The following is a 20325-nucleotide window of genomic DNA, read 5'->3' as shown; positions in this document are numbered from 1 at the left end:
ATGGTTAAAATTGCACCTTCGATTTTATCCGCAGATTTTTCTAGGTTGGCAGAAGAAATTATTGATGTGGAAAAAGGAGGAGCGGATTACATTCATGTTGACGTGATGGACGGCCACTTTGTGCCGAATATTACGATTGGTCCGCTCATTGTGCAAGCGATCCGCCCAGTGACCAAGCTGCCGCTTGATGTTCATTTAATGATTGAACAGCCTGATCGTTATATTCCTGCTTTTGTTGAAGCAGGAGCCGACTTGTTGTCCGTTCATGCGGAAGCCTGCCCGCATCTTCATCGAACGATCCATTTAATCAAATCGAATGGAGTGAAAGCAGGTGTTGTTTTAAATCCACATACTCCTGTATCGATGATCGAGCATGTAATAGAAGATGTTGATCTCGTGCTTTTGATGACGGTTAACCCTGGATTTGGCGGACAAGCGTTTATTCCATCAGTCATCAAAAAAATTCAGCAAGTTTCTAGCATCTTGAAAGAAAGAAATTTGCAAGTTGAGATCGAAGTGGACGGCGGCATCAACGCTGAAACAGCCAAATTGTGTGTGGAAGCTGGAGCAAATGTGCTTGTGGCAGGATCAGCCATTTATAATGAAAAAGATCGCAAACAAGCGATCAAATCTATAAGAGGAATGTGAAAGAACCGTTTATATGCGGTTCTTTTCACATTTAAAGGAAAAAATTTTTCATTTTTATGTTGATTCATCAATAGATGTCATGTACTTTTTTATTTTTTTCATGCATAAAGATATTGTAAGAAAAGTTGATGAAGACGTTCTAATTAGTATCTAAAATACGGATGATGAATATGCTACTTATAGACGTTTTTTAGATTTCTCATGGGGAGGGTAAATATAAATGAGATTTTATACAATTAAGCTTCCGAGGTTTTTAGGAGGAATTATACGGGCAATGCTCGGTTCATTTAAGAAAGATTAAAGAAGCACCTATCAAGGTGCTTTCTGCTTGTAGACAAAGCCGAATGGTGTGAACTCTACAAGCTTTTTTTATACCAAATTATATTGTGGGGATTTACCATTCTGTTAGAATGTTCGGCTTCAACTGGAAAAAATAATAGAGGACCCCGATTAAGTGCATGTTGCCTTCGTTTTTAGCAAACTGTCAACAAATACAGTAAATGGAAGGGGTTTTTGTCTTCAATATTAAAAAGCTGCCTCATTTTTCTTCCATCTTTTTTGTGTAAAAAAGAATTTTTTTTAATTTAAAGTAGACTTTATGCGGTTGATTTTGTGTATGCCAAAAGGAACACGGATCGCGCTGAAGAAAGGCAAACTGTTTAAGAAAGTGGAATGTATTCCGATCGTTAATATGTAGTAAATAACCTATGTAGTTTTTTTAGCAGTTTGAAAAAATTTCATGTTAACGTGGATTTTAAGTTGCAGGATTCGCCTAAAAAGAAGAATGTGCTTGAAGAAATGTGACATTGGGAGTGCTTCAAAAGGTGAATAAAGAGTATTGAAACAAAACGGGCAGAAGTTTGTTAAAGCGCCGATTTTTTAAACGCTTATTTTCGAAATACTTTTGATCAGAAGATATCGGGATTCGCCGATTTCTTCTGATCATAATCCAACCTCTTGTCGTCTAACTTTTGTTTTATACACGCTCAACTTTTCCAGATTTAAGAGCACGTGCAGAAACGTATACACGTTTTGGCTTTCCATTCACAAGAATTCGCACTTTTTGAAGGTTCGCTCCCCATTTGCGTCTTGAAGCGTTCATAGCGTGAGAGCGCGTATTGCCAAAGCTTGTTTTTTTGCCAGTAATCACGCATTTACGAGCCATTTCTATACCTCCTAACTTGCAAGGAAATTGCTATTTTGACAATGTTTCAAGATACTATAATAATGTAACATACACCCTTGATCATTGCAATATAAATTCACCTCACTTTCAAGAATTTACGCTTGACATCATCATGTATTAATGCTCTTATTATGTAGGGAGCCATGACATTTCTTTAAATCCAAATCATCATATAGTAAAATGTTTGTAATGAACGTATGCTAAAGGAGGAACTCGAATGTCCATCGAATTAAAAACGAAATATGGCCAGATCGAAATTTCGAATGATGTAGTCGCACAAGTTGCCGGCGGTGCAGCTGTTGATTGTTACGGAATTGTCGGAATGGCTTCCAAAAATCAAATTAAAGACGGACTCTCAGAAATTTTACGGCGAGAAAATTTCAGCCGTGGAGTGATCGTCCGCCAAGAACAAGAGAGCGTTCATATTGATATGTATATTATTGTCAGCTATGGAACAAAAATATCAGAAGTTGCTCATAATGTTCAAACAAAAGTGAAATATACATTAAATCAAATTCTTGGATTATCTGTCGATTCCATTAACATATATGTGCAAGGGGTTCGTGTTACGAATCCGTAGAGAAGGAGGAAACATTTGTGGCCAATACTTTGCTTGATGGGAAGCGCTTTGCGGAAATGGTGATTCAAGGAGCGAATCATCTATCTAATAATGCGAAAGTGGTGGATGCGTTAAACGTTTTTCCTGTTCCGGATGGGGATACGGGAACAAACATGAATTTATCCATCACAGCTGGAGCGAAAGAAGTACAAAAACATGTTTCATCAAATATCGGTTCTGTAGCTGGAGCATTTGCAAAAGGTCTGTTAATGGGCGCGCGTGGAAATTCTGGGGTTATTTTATCCCAGCTTTTTCGTGGGTTTGCAAAAGCGGTTGAAGGAAAAGAATCGATCAATGCGGATGAATTTGCTAAAGCTTTTCAAGCAGGTGTTGATACTGCCTATAAAGCTGTTATGAAGCCTGTTGAAGGGACCATTTTAACGGTTGCAAAAGATGCTGCGAAAAAAGCTGTTAAAACAGCTAAATCAACCGATGATCTGACAATTGTTATGGAAGAAGTGGTAAAAGAAGCAAAGGAGTCATTAAAGAGAACGCCTGAGCTTCTGCCTGTCCTAAAAGAAGTGGGCGTTGTGGACAGCGGTGGACAAGGACTTGTATTTATTTACGAGGGATTTTTGGCAGAATTAAAGGGAGAGAAAATTTCCGAATCCCCTAAGCTTCCTTCGATGGACAAACTGGTAAGTGCAGAGCATCATAAAAATGCACAAAGTCATATTAATACAGAAGATATTAAATATGGATATTGTACAGAATTTATGGTTCGGTTTGAAAAAGAAAAAAGAGCCGTTTTCTGAAAAGAAATTTCGCGAAGATTTATCCCGGTTCGGAGATTCGCTTTTAGTAATTGCCGATGATGAACTTGTCAAAGTACATATCCATTCTGAACAACCTGGCGAGGTATTGACATACGGGCAGCGCTACGGCAGCTTATTGAATATGAAAATTGAAAACATGCGCGAGCAGCATAGTACAATTGTCAATAATCAAACGGAAAATGTATTATCTACTGAACCGGCGGCACCCAAAAATGAAAAGTACGGAATTATCGCGGTTGCCATGGGCTCGGGAATTTCCGATCTTTTTACATCAATTGGTGCAACAAAAATTATTGAAGGCGGCCAGACGATGAATCCAAGTACTGAAGATTTTGTAAAGGCTGTCGAACAGTTGAACGCAGAGAATATTATTATTTTGCCGAACAATTCCAATATCATTATGGCAGCCAATCAAGCAGCACAAATAACTGATAAAAATATAAGAGTCATTGAAACGAAAAGCGTTCCTCAAGGATTATCCGCCCTGCTGGCTTTCAATCCTGAACTCGGTTTAGAGGAAAACGTAAAGGCGATGGAGGAAGCAAGCAGGAATGTGAAAACAGGACAAGTCACATATGCTGTAAGGGATACAAGTATTGAAGGACTTGCGATAGAAAAAGGAGACTTCATGGGGATTTACGAGAAAACCATCGTCGCAAAAGATAAAAGCAAGCTTGAAGCTGCCAAAAAGTTGTTGGATCAAATGATCGATGAAGAGGATGAAATATTGACGATTCTCCAAGGAGAAGATGCATCCGAAAACGAAGTAGACCAATTAGTCCAACATGTTGAAAATCATTATAAACATATCGAAATTGAGGTTCATAATGGAAATCAGCCATTATATTCTTATATTTTTTCAGTTGAGTAGAGCAGGAGGGCTTCGGCCTTCCTCTTTTTATTTCACGGTTTAAGTATTTTTGGTAAACTAAATATCGATATTTCAAACGGTTTTAAAGGAGGTTTCCCGCGGCTAAGTTCAAAGCTGCAAACAGAACATGAACCAATTGCTACAACCGGTCACAGCGGTTAAAGGGGTAGGAGAACAAACAGAACGTTTGCTGCATGATATGGGAATACATACTGTTTCTGATTTGCTTTATTATTTTCCTAATCGCTATGAAGACAACCGTTTAAAGGATCTTGCTGAAGTGAAGCATAAAGAAAGAGTGACAGTCGAAGGAAAGGTTTACAGCGAGCCATTGCTGACCTATTACGGAAAGAAGCGGTCACGTCTTTCCTTTCGCATGCTTGTCGGCCGTTATGTTGTCACTGCAGTATGTTTTAATAGACCATATTACAAACAGAAGCTTGCCATCAATCAGGTTGTTACCGTCTCTGGCATTTGGGACCGCAATCGGCAAACTGTCAATGTTCAACAGATTCATTTTGGGCCTCATAAGCAAAATCAAGAAGTAGAACCCGTTTATTCAGTCCGCGGAAAGCTGACTGTTTCAGAGCTAAAACGGATTATCAGGACCGCCATCCAGTCGTATTCCAGTTTTATTCCAGAAAATTTGCCGGAAATGCTCAGGAAGCGATATAAATTGCCGATGAAAGAAGAAGCGGTAAGAGCCATGCACCTTCCCAAAAATGCTGATGAACTGAAACAAGCAAGAAGAAGATTTGTTTATGAAGAATTTTTATTATTTCAATTGAAAATGCAGGCGATTAAACATTTTCGCAGGTCTTCCTCAAGAGGAATTTCTCATCATTTTGATCGAAAAGAATTGCAATCCTTTATCGACACGCTTCCTTTTTCATTAACAAACGCACAAAAGCGTGTCGTTTCGGAAATTTTATCCGATATGTCTTCACCCTACAGGATGAACCGCCTTCTTCAAGGAGATGTTGGATCAGGGAAAACCGCAGTTGCTGCCATTGTGATGTATGCCGCTGTGTTAAGCGGCTATCAAGCGGCATTGATGGTTCCAACGGAAATTTTAGCTGAGCAGCATGCGAAATCATTGTCAAATCTTTTTTCGCATACGTCTGTCCGCATCGCTTTATTAACAAGCTCAATCAAAGGGAAAAAACGAAAAGAACTGCTTCTTCAGTTGAAATCCGGGGACATTAACATGATCATAGGGACGCATTCCCTTATTCAGGAGGAAGTGAATTTTTGCCGTTTAGGGCTTGTGATTACGGATGAACAGCATCGGTTCGGCGTCAATCAGCGAAGAATATTGCGGGAAAAAGGAGAATTCCCAGATGTGTTATTTATGACGGCAACTCCTATTCCAAGAACTCTTGCTATAACTGCATTTGGCGAAATGGATGTTTCCATCATTGATGAAATGCCTTCCGGAAGAAAGAAGGTAAAAACATATTGGGTTCGGCCGGAAATGTTAACCCGAATTCTAATATTTATTGAAAAAGAAGTGAAAAAGGGCCATCAAGCGTATGTGATTTGTCCGTTAATTGAAGAATCGGAAAATTTGGATGTTGAAAATGCTGTGACAGTGCACAGTCAATTAACTCAATTTTATCAGGGCAGAATTCAAATCGGCCTTTTGCATGGGCGCATGTCACAAGAAGAGAAAAATCAGGTGATGATGGATTTTAGCGAAAATAAAGTGCAAGTTCTTGTCTCCACGACAGTAGTGGAAGTGGGCGTAAACGTACCGAATGCCACGGTCATGTTAGTTTACGATGCGGAGCGGTTTGGTCTTGCCCAGCTCCATCAGCTGAGAGGAAGAGTTGGCCGGGGAAACTTGCAATCCTATTGCATACTGCTTTCAGATCCGAAATCAGAAATAGGAAAAGAAAGAATGAGAATTATGACGGAAACAGATGACGGCTTCCGTTTAGCTGAAAAAGATTTGGAGCTTAGAGGTCCAGGAGATTTTTTCGGCAAAAAACAAAGCGGCATACCAGAGTTTAAAATCGCCGACATGATCCATGATTACAGAGCGCTTGAAACTGCGAGATCTGACGCTGCCCAACTGATTCAGTCTGATGCTTTTTGGAAGGATGAACAATTTGCGCCGCTCCGCGATGATTTAGAGGCTTCCGGAGTGTTGAGCGGAGAGAAGCTGGATTAGCCAAAAAAAAGAATTCATTGTTGCAAACTTATTTCTTTGATTATATACTTGTTATTAGTACCTAGTCTTAATACTAGTCGGACGGTGTAAAAAATGAGACGCAGTAAAAAGGAAAGACAGCGTTTATTGTTGGAAACAATTCAAGAAACGCCTTTTATTACAGATGAAGAATTAGCTGAAAAATTTGGCGTCAGCGTCCAAACCATCCGTTTGGACAGACTAGAACTGTCGATCCCGGAATTAAGAGAACGAATCAAGCATGTCGCTGAACGAAAACTTGAAGATGAAGTCAAATCCCTTCCGATTGATGAAGTGATCGGTGAAATTATTGATCTTGAGCTCGATAAATCAGCTATTTCGATTTTTGATGTTAAAAAAGAGCATGTTTTTAGCCGAAATCAAATTGCACGTGGCCATCATCTATTTGCACAAGCGAACTCTCTTGCCGTTGCTTGCATTGATGATGAATTGGCATTAACGGCTAAAGCGACAATCCGTTTCACACGGCAAGTAAAAGAAAATGAGCGCGTTGTCGCAAAAGCAAAAGTCACTCGCATTGACCGAGATAAAGGCCGAACGTTTGTTGAAGTAAACAGCTATGTCGGCAACGAACTCGTTTTTTCAGGTGAATTTGAAATGTTCAGATCTGCGAATCAATCTAAAAAGGAAGGGGCAAAACATGAAGATAGCCATTGATGCAATGGGGGGAGACAACGCGCCTCAAGCGGTTGTAAAAGGAGCATTAAGAGCGCTTGATGAATTTTCTGATTTGGAAATTGAATTAATCGGAAATGAGTCGCTGATCACTCCATTGTTAGAAGGTAGACATACAAACGTTTCTATTTTTCATACAGAAGAAAAAATTGAAAATGACGACGAACCTGTTCGGGCTGTGCGCAGAAAAAAAAATGCGTCGATGGTCATTATGGCTGAAAGAGTTCGCGACAAAAAGGCGGATGCCTGCATTTCAGCTGGGAATACAGGCGCGCTTATGACTGCCGGTCTGTTTATTATCGGCCGTATAAACGGCATCGACCGGCCGGCGCTGGCACCAACGCTGCCGACCCTTGATGGAAAAGGCTTTGTGATGCTCGATGTCGGCGCTAATGCAGATGCGAAAATGGAACATCTGCAGCAGTATGCAATCATGGGCTCCGTTTATGCAGAAAAGGTGAGAGGGATCAAATCTCCGAGAGTTGGCTTGCTCAACATTGGAACGGAGGAAAAAAAGGGGAACGAATTAGCTAAACAGGCTTTTCAACTTCTGTCTCAATCGCCGATCAACTTTGTCGGCAATGTAGAAGCGCGTGACCTGCTGTCAGGAGCGGCTGATGTTGTAGTAACGGACGGTTTTTCAGGAAACATTGCTTTGAAAGCCATTGAAGGCACAGCACTTTCGGTATTTGCCATGATGAAAGAGGCGTTGACAAGCTCTTTTACAGCGAAAATTGCTGCAGCTGTTTTGAAGCCGAAATTAAAAGGACTAAAGAAAAAAATGGATTATTCAGAGCATGGCGGGGCTTGCTTATTCGGGCTGAAAGCACCGGTGATCAAAGCCCACGGTTCATCCGATGAGCTGGCTATTTTTCATGCTATTCGCCAGGCTCGGGAAATAGTGGCGAACTCCGTATCTTCAACGATAGAAGAAACGATTCACAACATGCAATTGAAAGGGGATTGACAATGGGGAAAACTGCTCTTCTGTTTCCGGGACAAGGCTCTCAGCAAGTCGGTATGGGAAAAGATTTTTTTGATCAAGTTCCCATTTCCAAGGAAATTTTTCAAAAAGCAAATGAACGTTTAGACTTTGATTTAACTTCTATTATTTTCAACGGTCCGCAAGAAGAATTGACGTTAACATACAATGCACAGCCTGCACTGCTGACGACAAGCGCTGCGATTTTTGAAGCATTGAAACAGTATGAAGTTGTTTTTGATTATGTTGCCGGACACAGCCTGGGTGAATATACAGCATTAGTGGCGGCAAACGTCATGACAGTTGAAGATGCAGTCTATGTTGTAAGAAAGCGCGGTGAACTGATGGAAAAAGCGGTTCCTGCAGGAGAAGGATCCATGGCTGCCGTTTTAGGTATGGTGCAGGAAGAACTTGAAAACATAACAAAACAAATCTCGAATGAAGGCACACTAGTACAACTGGCAAATTTAAATTGTCCCGGGCAAATCGTTATTTCTGGAACAAAAGAAGGAGTACAAAGAGCTGGGGAGCTTGCTAAAGAAAAGGGCGCCAAGCGGGTAATCCCGCTGGAAGTAAGCGGTCCATTTCATTCTGAATTGATGAAGCCGGCTGCCAGCGAGCTGTCCAAAGTGCTTGATGAAGTGACCATTCAAGATGCATCCGTTCCTGTCATCGCAAACGTGACTGCTGCTCCTGTTCAAAATAAAGATGAAATCAAGAGCCTTTTGATTGAGCAGCTTTATTCTCCTGTTCGATGGGAAGAAAGTGTACGGTCGATGATTCAAGCAGGGGTGACAACGTTTATTGAAATCGGTGCTGGAAAAGTTCTGACAGGTCTTGTCAAAAAGGTGGATCGCAGCGTTAAAACATTCAATATTTTTGATTTGTCATCATTAGAAGCAGTTGTTCATGACATAAAGGAGGTATGATTATGCTTTCAGGGAAAACGGCTCTTGTAACGGGAGGAAGCCGCGGAATCGGCCGAGCGATTGCTATTGATCTTGCCAAAAATGGCGCGGATGTTGCTGTAAATTATTCTGGTAATGAGGAAAAAGCCAATGAAGTGGTAAAAGAAATTGAATCCTTAGGACGGAAAGCTTTTGCCATTCGCGCTAATGTTGCAAATGCTGATGAAGTAAACAGCATGGTCAATGAAGTAATCGAACGATTCGGCCGTCTCGACATTCTTGTAAATAATGCCGGAATCACGAAAGATAATTTGCTTATGCGAATGAAAGAATCAGAATGGGACGACGTGATCAACATAAATTTAAAAGGCGTTTTTAATTGTACAAAAGCGGTCACAAGACAAATGATGAAGCAGCGTTCCGGCAGGATCATCAACATCGCATCGATCGTCGGTATAGCTGGTAATGCTGGACAGGCAAACTATGTAGCGGCTAAAGCCGGGATTATCGGACTGACGAAGACGACTGCGAAGGAGCTGGCGGGCCGAAATATTACAGTAAATGCTGTAGCGCCAGGTTTTATTTCAACCGATATGACGGATCAGCTCCCTGAACAAATAAGAAATGAAATGCTCAAACAAATTCCGCTCGGACGTTTCGGCGAGCCGAATGATATTGCCAATATGGTAACATTCATTGCTTCTGATAAAAGCTCCTATATGACAGGGCAAACACTTTGTCTCGACGGCGGAATGGTCATGTATTAATTTTGAATTCGTTGTAGTAATATGAAGACAAATCTTCTATAATACTGGAGGGAGGTGAAAGTTATGGCAGATGTATTGGAGCGTGTTACGAAGATCATCGTCGACCGTCTCGGAGTTGATGAATCTGAAGTAAAGCTTGAATCCTCTTTTAAAGACGATCTCGGCGCTGATTCCCTAGACGTTGTTGAACTTGTTATGGAATTAGAAGATGAGTTCGGCATGGAAATTTCCGACGAAGAAGCGGAACAAATTGTGACTGTAGGGGATGCAGTTAATTACATACAGAGCAAACTATAATTGCATGTTTTTAAAAAGTCCCGTATCTTTGCGGGGCTTTCTCCCTTTTCATCCCTTTTTTTGTTAACATAAAGTAGAGGTTGTTTCATTTGTTTAGAAAATGGAGGTAACGTATGCCTAACAAAACAAATTTAAAAAAAAATTTTTTAAAAAAAATAGAAAAGTTTCGTGATTTCCAAGCAAAAATCGGCATTACGTTCACGAATGAAAAGCTCTTATTTCAGGCTTTTACACATTCATCCTATGTGAATGAGCATCGCAAAAAACCGTATGAAGACAATGAACGGCTGGAATATTTAGGTGATGCAGTATTGGAGCTGACGGTTTCGGAGTACTTGTATAAAAAATATCCGACAATGTCTGAAGGCAATTTAACAAAGCTGAGAGCTGCCATTGTTTGCGAGCCATCGCTTGTTACTTTTGCCAACGAGCTTTCTTTTGGCGAACTCGTTTTGCTCGGAAAAGGAGAGGAAATGACTGGGGGGCGCGGTCGTCCAGCTCTTTTAGCTGATGTCTTTGAGGCATTTATCGGCGCTTTGTATTTGGATCAAGGTCTTGAGTCAGTCACTTCTTTTTTAAATAAGGTCGTTTTCCCGAAAATCGACGAAGGTGCTTTTTCTCATGTGATGGATTTTAAAAGCAGATTGCAAGAGCTTATTCAACGTGACGGAAAAGGTGTTTTGGATTATAAAATTTTGGAAGAAAAAGGCCCCGCTCATAATAAAGAATTTGTTGCAACCGTATCTTTAAACGGAGAGGTGATCGGTTCAGGAGTGGGCCGTTCCAAAAAAGAAGCAGAACAGCATGCAGCTGAACAAGGATTGCAAAAATTAGGCGAATTCCCCCAAAAATAAACGGGGGATTTTTTATTGATATTGCTCCGATCATTTTTTGTTATGGTAAAATAGGAAAGACTTATTTGGAATGAAAGGGGATCACCATGTTCCTCAAACGTTTAGATATCGTAGGATTTAAATCTTTTGCAGATCGGATCAGCGTTGATTTTGCTGGCGGCGTTACCGCTGTTGTCGGCCCAAATGGGAGCGGAAAATCGAATATAACAGAAGCTATTCGATGGGTTCTTGGGGAGCAATCAGCAAAATCATTAAGAGGATCCAAAATGGAGGATATTATTTTTGCTGGAAGCGATACTCGCAAACGTTTAAATATGGCGGAAGTCACTTTAACTCTTGATAACGGCGATCAGTTTTTGCCGATCGATTATCATGAGGTAAGTGTGACAAGAAGAGTTTACCGCACTGGAGAAAGTGAATTTTTTATAAACAAGCAATCTTGCCGCTTGAAAGATATTATCGACCTGTTCATGGATTCCGGGCTCGGAAAAGAAGCGTTTTCAATTATCAGCCAAGGAAAGGTTGAAGAAATTTTAAGCGCGAAACCGGAAGATCGGCGGACAATTTTTGAAGAAGCGGCTGGTGTGCTAAAATATAAAACCCGAAAAAAGAAAGCTGAAATAAAACTTGCTGAAACTGAAGAAAATTTAAATAGAGTTCAAGACATTTTATATGAACTGAATGCGCAAATTGAGCCCCTTAAAATGCAGGCATCTATTGCAAAGGATTATTTGGATAAAAAGGAAGAACTGAAGCAGCATGAGGTCGCTCTTCTCGCGCATGAAATTGAAGAGCTTCATGATAGATGGGAAGCATTGAAGCGTTCGGTCGAAGAAAATCGCGATCGCGAACTAGAGCTGACATCGCAAATACAAAAAAAAGAAGCGAATCTGGAAGAAATGCGGGATCAAATCAGTGCATTGGATGAATCAATCAATGATTTGCAGCAAGTTCTTCTTTTGGCAAGCGAAGAACTGGAGAAGCTTGAAGGGAAAAAAGAAGTTTTAAAAGAAAGAAAAAAACATGCGGCGCAAAACGAACAGCAGTTAAAAGAGCAAATCGCTGAGCTGACTGAACAAATAAATCAATTATTAAAAGAAAAAGAAGAGCAAAAAAGCGTCTATGAAACATGCGAAAAAGAAGTAAAAGAACTAAAATCCTTCCTGCAAAAAAAAGAAAACGAGCTGCTAAGCCTGGATGGAAACATCGAGGAAAAGCTTGAGCAGCTAAAAAGTGACTATTTTGAAAAATTAAATGAACTGGCAAGCGCTCGAAATGAAATCAATTATATTGAGGAGCAGCTAAGCTTGCGAAAAGTCAAAGCAGACCGCTTAGACGAGGCAAACGAAAAATATATTTCCGAAAGAAAAGAGCTGAAAAAAGAGAAAGGGAAAATAGAAGCACAGCTTTCTAAAATCGGAAAAACATTGCAAAATCAGCTTTCCTCTTATCATACAGGCTTAAAAACGTTGGAAAGCCTAAAACAACAATATGAAAAGAAGGAATCGCTGCTTTATCAAGCATATCAATATTTACAAAAAGCAAAATCAAAAAAAGAAATGCTAGAGGCGATGCAGGAGGATTATACCGGTTTCTTCCAGGGTGTCCGCGAAGTTTTAAAAGCAAAAAACAAGCTAAAAGGCATACATGGTGCTGCTATCGAGCTGTTGACAACGAAACATGAATATGAAACAGCCATTGAAATTGCTCTTGGCGCGGCAAGCCAGCATATAGTCGTTGACGATGAAGAATCGGCAAGACAGGCGATTGCGTTTTTGAAGAAAAATGCATTCGGCAGAGCGACGTTCCTTCCTTTATCTGTCATCAAAGGCCGCTCAATCCCGAAATATCAACTTTCGATTGCAGAAAGCCATCCTGATTTTATCGGGATAGCGTCTCAACTCGTGGAATATGAATCAGTATATAAGCCGATCATAGAAAATCTGTTAGGAAACGTTATTATCGCAAAAACGTTGGAAGGGGCAAATGCGATTGCCAAACAAATTCAGTACTCGCACCGAATTGTTACGCTTGAAGGCGATGTAGTCAATCCAGGCGGATCGATGACAGGAGGAGCGGTGAAGCAGAAATCACCTTCTTTCCTTACAAAAAACCGAGAGCTTGAGTCGATTCGCGACAAAATTGCGGAAATGGAAGAAAAGACAGCTTCGCTCGAAAAAGAAGTAAAAAATCTGAAGCAATCGATTGCCAAAAAAGAGAAAGAGCTTGATGATCTGCGGGAAGAAGGATCTTCTTTGCGAATGGAAGAGCAAGCTTTGAAGGGCAGCTTGAGGGAAATTGAATTAAAAGAGCGAAATATTAATGATCATTTGAAGCTTTACGATGCTGAAAAAATCGCCTATGTAGAAGAACAGGAGAAGTTAGATGAAAGAAAAACAAAATTGCTGTCCACCATCGAACAAATGGAAGGACAAATACAACAGCTAGATTCAGAGATTCGTCAGCTGGCCGAGAAGAAGGAGAAACAGCAAAAATCAAAGGAAGAATGGATGCAGGAAATAACAGAGCTCAAAATTATTCTTGCAGGAAAAGAGGAATCCTTTAAAAATAGCAAGGAACAATTAGCACGCCTTGAAAAAGAATATCATCTGGCGAATCAAAAAAAGAAAGAGGCGGAAAAAGATTTACAACTATTATTGGATGAAATCGACCGCGATCACTCCGGTGAAATCCAATTGGAAGAAATAAAAAAGGAGAAGCTTGAGGACAAAAATAAAACAATTGAATTGATCGCATCCCGCAGACGCCAGCGAATGAGCATGCAAGAAGAGCTGGAACGAGAAGAAAAAGAATGGAAAGAACTGAAGCGCGCTCATAAACAACTGACGGATGTTCTAAAAGATGAAGAAGTAAAATTAAACAGGCTGGATGTGGAGCTTGATCAGCTCTTGAATTATTTGCAAAATGAGTATAAGCTAACTTTTGAAGCAGCAAAGGCCCGCTTTCCTTTACAGATGGAGAAAGAAGAGGCGAAGAAAAAAGTAAAGCTGATTAAACTGGCATTAGAAGAGCTTGGAACCGTAAACTTAGGGGCAATTGATGAGTACGAGCGGGTGCGTGAACGGCATGAGTTTTTAACAGAACAGAGGGACGATTTATTGAATGCAAAAGAAACTCTTTTTAAAGTCATCGCCGAAATGGATGAAGAAATGAAAAAGCAGTTTTCCCAAATGTTTGCCAAAATACGTTCTCAATTCGATATCGTTTTTAAAGAACTGTTCGGAGGCGGAAAAGCGGATTTAATTTTGACAAATCCCGACGATCTGTTAAACACCGGAGTGGACATTATTGCTCAGCCTCCAGGGAAAAAACTGCAATATTTAAGCCTGCTGTCCGGAGGCGAACGCGCTTTGACTGCAATTGCCCTTTTATTTTTCCATATTAAAGGTACGTCCTGTTCCGTTTTGTGTTCTCGATGAAGTAGAGGCGGCATTGGATGAAGCAAACGTTCAAAGATTTTCTAAATTTTTGAAGCGTTTCAGTGAGAATACTCAATTTATTGTCATCACCCACCGGAAAGGGACGATGGAAGAAGCGGATGCTTTATATGGTGTGACAATGCAAGAATCGGGAGTGTCAAAAGTTGTATCCGTCCGCTTGGAAGATACAGTTAGATATGTGAAATCGTCGTGAAAGGAAGAAAAATAAATGAGTTTTTTTAAGAAATTAAAAGAAAAAATTTCAAAGCAGAAGGATTCAGTAACGGCAAAATTTAAAGAAGGGCTTGAAAAAACGAGAAGCTCTTTTACAGAAAGCTTAAATGAACTTGTTTCGCGCTATCGAAAGGTTGATGAAGAATTTTTCGAGGAATTAGAGGAAATTTTGATTACTGCCGATGTCGGCGTTCAAACGGTCATGGACTTGATCGATGAATTGAAAATGGAAGTGAAAAGGCGAAACATTCAAGAACCGAAGGAAGTGCGCGCTGCCATTTCCGAAAAGCTTGTTGAAATTTATCAAGGAGAAGACGGCGCTCCTACCGATTTAAACATTGAAGACGGCCGGTTAAACATCGTATTGTTTGTTGGCGTCAATGGTGTTGGAAAAACGACGACGATCGGAAAGCTTGCACATCGATTAAAAGAAGAAGGAAAATCTGTCCTTCTTGCTGCCGGCGACACGTTCCGAGCAGGCGCCATCGAACAGCTGGAAGTTTGGGGGGATCGGGTTGGCGTAGATGTGATTAAACAATCGGCAGGCTCTGATCCTGCTGCCGTCGTGTATGACGCCATTCAGGCCGCTCGCTCTCGCAAAGTAGACGTCTTATTATGTGATACTGCTGGACGGCTTCAAAATAAGATGAATTTAATGAAAGAGCTTGAGAAAGTAAAGCGGGTTATCGAACGGGAAATTCCAGGTGCTCCGCATGAAGTGCTGCTTGTCCTTGATGCGACAACCGGACAAAATGCAATGAGCCAGGCAAGACAGTTTTCGGAGGCGACAAATGTCACTGGAATTGCCTTGACAAAATTGGATGGCACTGCGAAGGGAGGAATTGTTCTAGCCATTCGAAATGAGCTGAACATTCCTGTAAAACTGGTGGGGCTTGGCGAAAAAATGGACGATCTTGAGAAATTTGATGCAGAGAAATATGTTTATGGGCTGTTTGCCGATTTAGTAGATGAAGCGTAACGTAATTGTGTTAAGAAAAAAACTTGACATCTACAGTTAGAATCGATACACTAAAAACATGTAAAGGCAATTCACTTAACAACAGGGGGTGTTGATGTTGCTTGAAAAAACAACGAGGATGAATTATTTATTTGATTTTTATCAGTCGTTGTTGACGCCAAAGCAAAAAAGCTACATGTCTCTGTACTACTTGGATGATTACTCCCTAGGTGAAATTGCTGAAGAATACAACGTCAGCCGCCAGGCAGTGTACGACAACATAAAACGGACGGAAATGATGCTGGAGGAATACGAGCAGAAGCTTCAGCTGTTCAAGAAATTTCAAGAGCGTAAAAAAATAATTGAAAAGCTGAAAGGTCTGCCTTTCCAATCAGAAATGAAGGAAGAATTTGACCGACTACTTCATCTTTTGGAAAAACTGGATTAGGAGGAGCCGCCATGGCTTTTGAGGGATTAGCCAACCGACTGCAAAACACGATGGCTAAAATCCGCGGCAAAGGAAAGGTTTCTGAAGCGGATGTCAAAGAAATGATGAGGGAAGTTCGTCTTGCTCTTTTGGAAGCGGACGTCAACTATAAAGTCGTCAAAGACTTTATTAAGAAAGTCAGCGAAAGGGCTGTTGGCCAGGAAGTCATGAAAAGCTTGACACCAGGCCAGCAAGTTATCAAAGTAGTGAAAGAAGAGCTGACCGAGCTGATGGGCGGCGAGCAGAGCAAAATTGCCGTAAGCAAACGGCCGCCGACGGTGATTTTGATGGCGGGCCTTCAAGGTGCAGGGAAAACGACTACGACTGGAAAGCTTGCCAACTACTTGCGAAAAAAACATAACCGAAACCCGCTTCTTGTTGCAGCTGATATTTATCGTCCTGCAGCCATTAAACAATTAGAAACATTAGGAAAGCAGCTTGGCATGCCTGTATTTTCACTCGGCGACAAGGTAAGCCCTGTTGAAATAGCCAAACAGGCGCTGGAATATGCCAAAAATGAGCATCATGATTATGTTCTCATTGATACAGCCGGACGCTTGCATATCGATGAAAATCTGATGGATGAATTAAAGCAGGTGAAGGAAGCTGCAAATCCTGATGAGATTTTTCTCGTTGTCGATGCCATGACTGGACAAGATGCCGTCAATGTGGCAAAAAGCTTTCATGATGAGCTTGGCATTACCGGTGTTATTTTGACAAAGCTTGATGGGGATACACGTGGCGGTGCTGCGCTTTCCATTCGTGCGGCAACAGGTGCTCCGATTAAATTTGCCGGGATGGGCGAAAAGCTGGATGCGCTCGAACCGTTTCATCCCGAACGAATGGCATCGCGTATATTAGGAATGGGAGATGTCTTGACCCTGATCGAAAAGGCTCAAGAGAACGTCGATCAGGAGAAAGCGAAGCAGCTGGAAGAAAAAATGAGGACGATGTCTTTTACTTTCGATGATTTTTTAGAGCAGCTTGAACAAGTAAGAAACATGGGTCCTCTTGATGAGTTGATTTCCATGCTGCCTGGTGCAGGGAAAATGAAAGGCTTGAAAAACATTCAAGTTGATGAAAAGCAGCTAAGCCACGTTGAAGCGATCATCCGCTCCATGACAAAAGAAGAAAAAGAGAAGCCGGAAATTATTAATGCAAGCAGAAGAAAACGGATTGCTAAAGGGAGCGGTACTTCTGTCCAGGAAGTAAACAGGCTTTTAAAGCAGTTTGAAGAAATGAAAAAAATGATGAAGCAAATGACTTCAATGACAAAAGGCAAGCGAAAAGGATTTAAATTTCCTTTTATGTAATAAAAATTTATTCTGTTAAGAAAAAACACTTTACAAACTTTTTGATCATTGATAATATTCTATTTTGTTGAAAATATTTCGGAGGTGTAAAAAAATATGGCAGTTAAAATTCGTTTAAAACGCATGGGTGCAAAAAAATCTCCATTTTATCGCATTGTTGTAGCTGATTCCCGTTCTCCTAGAGATGGACGTTTCATTGAAACGATCGGTACGTACAATCCAGTAAAGGATCCTGCTGAAGTGAAAATTGACGAAGAATTGGCTCTTAAGTGGCTTCAAAACGGTGCAAAACCGTCTGACACTGTTCGTAACCTGTTTTCGAAACAAGGGATTATGGAAAAATTCCACAATGTGAAATATAGTAAATAATGTGTGATTATTATGGAACAGTTAATAACAACAATTGCCAAAGCTATTGTTGATCATCCGGATGAAGTCAAGGTGAACAGAGAGGAGAAAAAAGGTGAAATTGTATATACTCTTTCTGTTCACCAAGACGATATTGGCAAAGTGATTGGAAAACAAGGCCGTATTGCAAAAGCGATCAGGACGGTCGTTTATGCAGCGGCTAGCGGCAAATCAATGAGAGTAACGCTTAAAATTAATGATTAAAAGGTGAGGGGATTGCTCCTCGCCTTTTTTACAAAAGAAGAAAAGCTGATTTCGCAGGATCAAAAAATCACATTTGAAATTGCGACGATTCCAGACCTCCCTCTTCTGGCCAGAAGGGAAAAGCCGGGAGGGATCTTCCATGAATATACTCCTCGGAGCAATTTTATGACTGGAGGAGAGAGGAATGAAAATCATTTATCCGATCACAGTAAAGCAAATATTGACGGAAAACAGCAAGGAAAAACTGATTCATAAATGGCAGGCAAAAAAAGAAGAAATGAAACGGGAATGCGATCAATTATATTTTCAGCTGAAAAAAGCTGAAAAAACAACAAAAAACCAGTCCATCATTTCCCAGTACCATCAGGAAATCAACAAAAGAAAGGAAAAAATGAAGTTGATGGAATTTAAGCTTCAGCAAATCGATATGCTCCCTCTAGGCAGCGAATTAAAAGAACGGGAAGTGAACGCAGTAATCGAAGTAAAAGAAGGCGACAACTGGGATCAATTGCTGAATGAAAAAACGATTGTGATCGAAGATGGAGTAGTAAAAGAGATTCGCTAGAGGTGATCATATGGCCGAAAAATGGTTTCAAGTCGGAAAAATTGTCAATACGCACGGAATTCGCGGCGAAGTGCGCGTCGTTTCCGTAACTGATTTTCCTGATGAGCGATATAAACGCGGAAACCGTTTATACATTTTTCAAAAAGACAAAGAGCCTGTTGAAGTTATTGTCAAATCTCATCGAATTCATAAAAATTTTGATTTATTGTCTTTTGAAGGGTATGATTCGATCAATGAGGTTGAGCCGTTTAAAGGCTCAGACATAAAGGTTCCAGAAAGCCAGCTTGGCAGCCTGGATGAAGGAGAATATTATTTTCATGAAATCATCGGATGCTCCGTGTATACCGAAGACGGCGATGAGCTGGGGATCATAAATGAAATTTTAACGCCCGGTGCCAACGATGTGTGGGTTGTCAAACGAAAAGGCAAAAAAGATTTGTTGATTCCATATATCGAGGATGTTGTGAAACATATTGATGTGAAAGAGAAGCGAGTCATCATTTTTCCTATGGAAGGGTTATTGGACAAATGATTATCGATGTACTGACTTTATTTCCTGATATGTTCGCTGGAGTTTTTAACCAATCGATTTTAAAAAAAGCTCAGGAGAAGGATGCTGTTTCGATTAACGTTATTAATTTTCGAGATTATTCAACAGACAAGCATCAGTCGGTCGATGATTATCCGTACGGTGGCGGTGCCGGCATGGTATTAAAGCCGGAGCCGATCTTTCATTCTGTTGAGGCTGTAAAAGAAAAGAGAAACGCACAGCATTCGAAAGTCATACTTGTTTGTCCGCAAGGAGAACGCTTTACCCAAAAAAAAGCAGAGCAGCTGGCTCAAGCAGATCATCTAATATTTATTTGCGGCCATTATGAAGGCTACGACGAAAGAATCCGTTTTCTTGCGACAGACGAAATTTCAATTGGAGACTTTGTCCTGACAGGCGGCGAGCTTGCCGCGATGGTCATCATTGACTGTGTTGTGCGTCTTCTACCAGGTGTTCTCGGAAATGAAGAATCGCACCAAAATGATTCTTTTTCAACGGGACTACTTGAACATCCGCATTACACCCGCCCTGCTGAATTCAGGGGGATGAAGGTGCCTGATGTGTTATTGTCAGGCCATCACGAAAAAATAGCCGAATGGCGGGAAAAAGAATCGCTCCGAAGAACGTGGGAGCGCAGACCTGACTTATTGGACGGCTATTCTTTAACGGAAAAGCAAAAAAAATGGCTGGAAGAAATAAAAAAGGCGAAATGAATGCTTGCAAATGGTTTGTTTCCTATGATAAGATACGTTTTGTGACATAGACAGCCGGTCTTGTCTTTTTAAAACGATGTTCCGCTGCAAGCATCTTGTATGAGCATCTGTTGGAAGGAGATGATTGCGATGCAAAAATTAATTGAAGAAATTACGAAAGAACAACTTCGCACAGATTTGCCTGAATTTAGACCTGGGGATACCGTCCGTGTTCACGTGAAGGTTGTTGAAGGCTCCCGTGAACGGATTCAGGTTTTTGAAGGAGTTGTAATTAAACGCCGCGGCGGCGGTATTAGCGAAACATTTACTGTTCGTAAAGTTTCTTACGGCGTAGGTGTTGAACGTACATTCCCGCTGCACACTCCAAGAATTGCGAAAATCGAAGTTGTTCGCCGAGGCAAAGTGCGTCGTGCAAAACTTTACTATTTGCGCAATCTACATGGTAAAGCAGCTCGCATTAAAGAAAGATAAACATTCGAACATAAAAAGGGCTTGTATTCAATACAGGCCCTTTTGTCATGTGAGCAGTCATTCACTTATGAATTCATATAATATTTTTGGAAAAAATTATTTAGCGAAAGCATAATCTGTTTAAAAATAGGTGGACATGTTCTTTTGTTAAGCCAATAATTGTATTAAAATAAATAAAAAACCATTT

Annotated in this window: 20 protein-coding genes and 2 pseudogenes; 21 read left to right on the top strand and 1 reads right to left on the bottom strand. The window is 40.7% G+C overall.

Going from position 1 to position 20325, the window contains the following annotated elements:
• Together rpe and spoVM are read left to right on the top strand one after the other, a co-directional pair.
• Window positions 1–648, top strand: a complete 648-nt coding sequence (gene rpe, locus ACVIJU_RS12140; protein WP_063388446.1) for a ribulose-phosphate 3-epimerase — start codon at window positions 1–3, stop codon at window positions 646–648.
• 220 nt (window positions 649–868) lie between these two features.
• On the top strand, window positions 869–949 hold the full coding sequence (gene spoVM, locus ACVIJU_RS12135) for a stage V sporulation protein SpoVM (RefSeq protein ID WP_063388445.1): 81 nt from the start codon (window positions 869–871) through the stop codon (window positions 947–949).
• 675 nt (window positions 950–1624) lie between these two features.
• Here the strand turns inward: spoVM and rpmB are convergent.
• Window positions 1625–1813 carry a 50S ribosomal protein L28 gene (gene rpmB / locus ACVIJU_RS12130; RefSeq protein ID WP_063388444.1) on the bottom strand — a complete coding sequence of 63 codons (189 nt, stop codon included), beginning with the start codon at window positions 1811–1813 and terminating at the stop codon, window positions 1625–1627.
• A gap of 238 nt (window positions 1814–2051) precedes the next feature.
• Here rpmB and ACVIJU_RS12125 point away from each other — a divergent pair, with 238 nt between their 5' ends.
• From ACVIJU_RS12125 to rplS, 19 genes and pseudogenes are all read left to right on the top strand, one after another.
• On the top strand, window positions 2052–2414 hold the full coding sequence (locus ACVIJU_RS12125) for an Asp23/Gls24 family envelope stress response protein (protein WP_063388443.1): 363 nt from the start codon (window positions 2052–2054) through the stop codon (window positions 2412–2414).
• 17 nt (window positions 2415–2431) lie between these two features.
• Window positions 2432–4100 (top strand): annotated as a pseudogene (locus ACVIJU_RS12120) (DAK2 domain-containing protein).
• 127 nt (window positions 4101–4227) lie between these two features.
• Window positions 4228–6273: an ATP-dependent DNA helicase RecG gene (recG, locus tag ACVIJU_RS12115; protein WP_063388441.1), complete on the top strand. Its 2046-nt coding sequence runs from the start codon at window positions 4228–4230 to the stop codon at window positions 6271–6273.
• A 93-nt stretch (window positions 6274–6366) separates the two neighbouring features.
• Window positions 6367–6969 carry a transcription factor FapR gene (fapR, locus tag ACVIJU_RS12110; RefSeq protein ID WP_063388440.1) on the top strand — a complete coding sequence of 201 codons (603 nt, stop codon included), beginning with the start codon at window positions 6367–6369 and terminating at the stop codon, window positions 6967–6969.
• Entirely contained in the window at window positions 6953–7954 is a 1002-nt protein-coding gene (gene plsX, locus ACVIJU_RS12105) for a phosphate acyltransferase PlsX (protein ID WP_456687645.1), read from the top strand. Before fapR ends, plsX begins: the two co-directional genes overlap by 17 nt.
• Before the next feature lie 2 nt (window positions 7955–7956).
• A complete protein-coding gene (gene fabD, locus ACVIJU_RS12100) occupies window positions 7957–8898 on the top strand; it encodes an ACP S-malonyltransferase (protein ID WP_117016783.1) in 942 nt (313 codons plus the stop codon).
• Window positions 8899–8900: 2 nt separating this feature from the next.
• Window positions 8901–9644 (top strand): 3-oxoacyl-[acyl-carrier-protein] reductase, encoded by a 744-nt coding sequence (fabG, locus tag ACVIJU_RS12095; RefSeq protein WP_063388437.1) that lies wholly within the window; start codon window positions 8901–8903, stop codon window positions 9642–9644.
• Window positions 9645–9707: 63 nt separating this feature from the next.
• On the top strand, window positions 9708–9941 hold the full coding sequence (locus ACVIJU_RS12090) for an acyl carrier protein (protein ID WP_063388436.1): 234 nt from the start codon (window positions 9708–9710) through the stop codon (window positions 9939–9941).
• Between the two features lie 113 nt (window positions 9942–10054).
• Complete coding sequence (gene rnc / locus ACVIJU_RS12085) at window positions 10055–10795, top strand: ribonuclease III (protein WP_094246063.1); 741 nt, start codon at window positions 10055–10057, stop codon at window positions 10793–10795.
• Between the two features lie 86 nt (window positions 10796–10881).
• Window positions 10882–14449: pseudogene (gene smc, locus ACVIJU_RS12080) on the top strand (chromosome segregation protein SMC).
• Window positions 14450–14464: 15 nt separating this feature from the next.
• Window positions 14465–15448: a signal recognition particle-docking protein FtsY gene (gene ftsY, locus ACVIJU_RS12075; RefSeq protein WP_063388433.1), complete on the top strand. Its 984-nt coding sequence runs from the start codon at window positions 14465–14467 to the stop codon at window positions 15446–15448.
• Window positions 15449–15542: 94 nt separating this feature from the next.
• Window positions 15543–15875 carry a putative DNA-binding protein gene (locus ACVIJU_RS12070; protein ID WP_063388432.1) on the top strand — a complete coding sequence of 111 codons (333 nt, stop codon included), beginning with the start codon at window positions 15543–15545 and terminating at the stop codon, window positions 15873–15875.
• Window positions 15876–15886: 11 nt separating this feature from the next.
• Window positions 15887–17227 carry a signal recognition particle protein gene (gene ffh, locus ACVIJU_RS12065; protein WP_066246533.1) on the top strand — a complete coding sequence of 447 codons (1341 nt, stop codon included), beginning with the start codon at window positions 15887–15889 and terminating at the stop codon, window positions 17225–17227.
• 96 nt (window positions 17228–17323) lie between these two features.
• Window positions 17324–17596, top strand: a complete 273-nt coding sequence (gene rpsP, locus ACVIJU_RS12060) for a 30S ribosomal protein S16 (RefSeq protein ID WP_094246061.1) — start codon at window positions 17324–17326, stop codon at window positions 17594–17596.
• Window positions 17597–17608: 12 nt separating this feature from the next.
• On the top strand, window positions 17609–17839 hold the full coding sequence (locus ACVIJU_RS12055) for a KH domain-containing protein (RefSeq protein ID WP_063388429.1): 231 nt from the start codon (window positions 17609–17611) through the stop codon (window positions 17837–17839).
• 184 nt (window positions 17840–18023) lie between these two features.
• A complete protein-coding gene (locus ACVIJU_RS12050; protein WP_063388427.1) occupies window positions 18024–18404 on the top strand; it encodes a YlqD family protein in 381 nt (126 codons plus the stop codon).
• Window positions 18405–18414: 10 nt separating this feature from the next.
• Complete coding sequence (gene rimM, locus ACVIJU_RS12045; RefSeq protein WP_066246531.1) at window positions 18415–18936, top strand: ribosome maturation factor RimM; 522 nt, start codon at window positions 18415–18417, stop codon at window positions 18934–18936.
• Window positions 18933–19667, top strand: a complete 735-nt coding sequence (gene trmD / locus ACVIJU_RS12040; RefSeq protein ID WP_063388425.1) for a tRNA (guanosine(37)-N1)-methyltransferase TrmD — start codon at window positions 18933–18935, stop codon at window positions 19665–19667. Before rimM ends, trmD begins: the two co-directional genes overlap by 4 nt.
• 129 nt (window positions 19668–19796) lie before the next feature.
• A complete protein-coding gene (gene rplS / locus ACVIJU_RS12035; protein ID WP_063388424.1) occupies window positions 19797–20138 on the top strand; it encodes a 50S ribosomal protein L19 in 342 nt (113 codons plus the stop codon).
• The last annotated feature ends 187 nt before the right edge of the window (window positions 20139–20325 follow it).

It is taken from the genome of Aeribacillus sp. SP014 (genome assembly GCF_054055575.1).
Note: the sequence above shows the minus strand (reverse complement) of the source record. Positions and strands in the feature narration are given on the sequence as shown.

Coding starts and splice junctions, on each gene's coding strand:
- rpe (WP_063388446.1), top strand. CDS start 1: ATGGTTAAAATTGCACCTTCGATTTTATCCGCAGATTTTTCTAGGTTG.
- spoVM (WP_063388445.1), top strand. CDS start 869: ATGAGATTTTATACAATTAAGCTTCCGAGGTTTTTAGGAGGAATTATA.
- rpmB (WP_063388444.1), bottom strand. CDS start 1,813: ATGGCTCGTAAATGCGTGATTACTGGCAAAAAAACAAGCTTTGGCAAT.
- ACVIJU_RS12125 (WP_063388443.1), top strand. CDS start 2,052: ATGTCCATCGAATTAAAAACGAAATATGGCCAGATCGAAATTTCGAAT.
- recG (WP_063388441.1), top strand. CDS start 4,228: ATGAACCAATTGCTACAACCGGTCACAGCGGTTAAAGGGGTAGGAGAA.
- fapR (WP_063388440.1), top strand. CDS start 6,367: ATGAGACGCAGTAAAAAGGAAAGACAGCGTTTATTGTTGGAAACAATT.
- plsX (WP_456687645.1), top strand. CDS start 6,953: ATGAAGATAGCCATTGATGCAATGGGGGGAGACAACGCGCCTCAAGCG.
- fabD (WP_117016783.1), top strand. CDS start 7,957: ATGGGGAAAACTGCTCTTCTGTTTCCGGGACAAGGCTCTCAGCAAGTC.
- fabG (WP_063388437.1), top strand. CDS start 8,901: ATGCTTTCAGGGAAAACGGCTCTTGTAACGGGAGGAAGCCGCGGAATC.
- ACVIJU_RS12090 (WP_063388436.1), top strand. CDS start 9,708: ATGGCAGATGTATTGGAGCGTGTTACGAAGATCATCGTCGACCGTCTC.
- rnc (WP_094246063.1), top strand. CDS start 10,055: ATGCCTAACAAAACAAATTTAAAAAAAAATTTTTTAAAAAAAATAGAA.
- ftsY (WP_063388433.1), top strand. CDS start 14,465: ATGAGTTTTTTTAAGAAATTAAAAGAAAAAATTTCAAAGCAGAAGGAT.
- ACVIJU_RS12070 (WP_063388432.1), top strand. CDS start 15,543: ATGTTGCTTGAAAAAACAACGAGGATGAATTATTTATTTGATTTTTAT.
- ffh (WP_066246533.1), top strand. CDS start 15,887: ATGGCTTTTGAGGGATTAGCCAACCGACTGCAAAACACGATGGCTAAA.
- rpsP (WP_094246061.1), top strand. CDS start 17,324: ATGGCAGTTAAAATTCGTTTAAAACGCATGGGTGCAAAAAAATCTCCA.
- ACVIJU_RS12055 (WP_063388429.1), top strand. CDS start 17,609: ATGGAACAGTTAATAACAACAATTGCCAAAGCTATTGTTGATCATCCG.
- ACVIJU_RS12050 (WP_063388427.1), top strand. CDS start 18,024: ATGAAAATCATTTATCCGATCACAGTAAAGCAAATATTGACGGAAAAC.
- rimM (WP_066246531.1), top strand. CDS start 18,415: ATGGCCGAAAAATGGTTTCAAGTCGGAAAAATTGTCAATACGCACGGA.
- trmD (WP_063388425.1), top strand. CDS start 18,933: ATGATTATCGATGTACTGACTTTATTTCCTGATATGTTCGCTGGAGTT.
- rplS (WP_063388424.1), top strand. CDS start 19,797: ATGCAAAAATTAATTGAAGAAATTACGAAAGAACAACTTCGCACAGAT.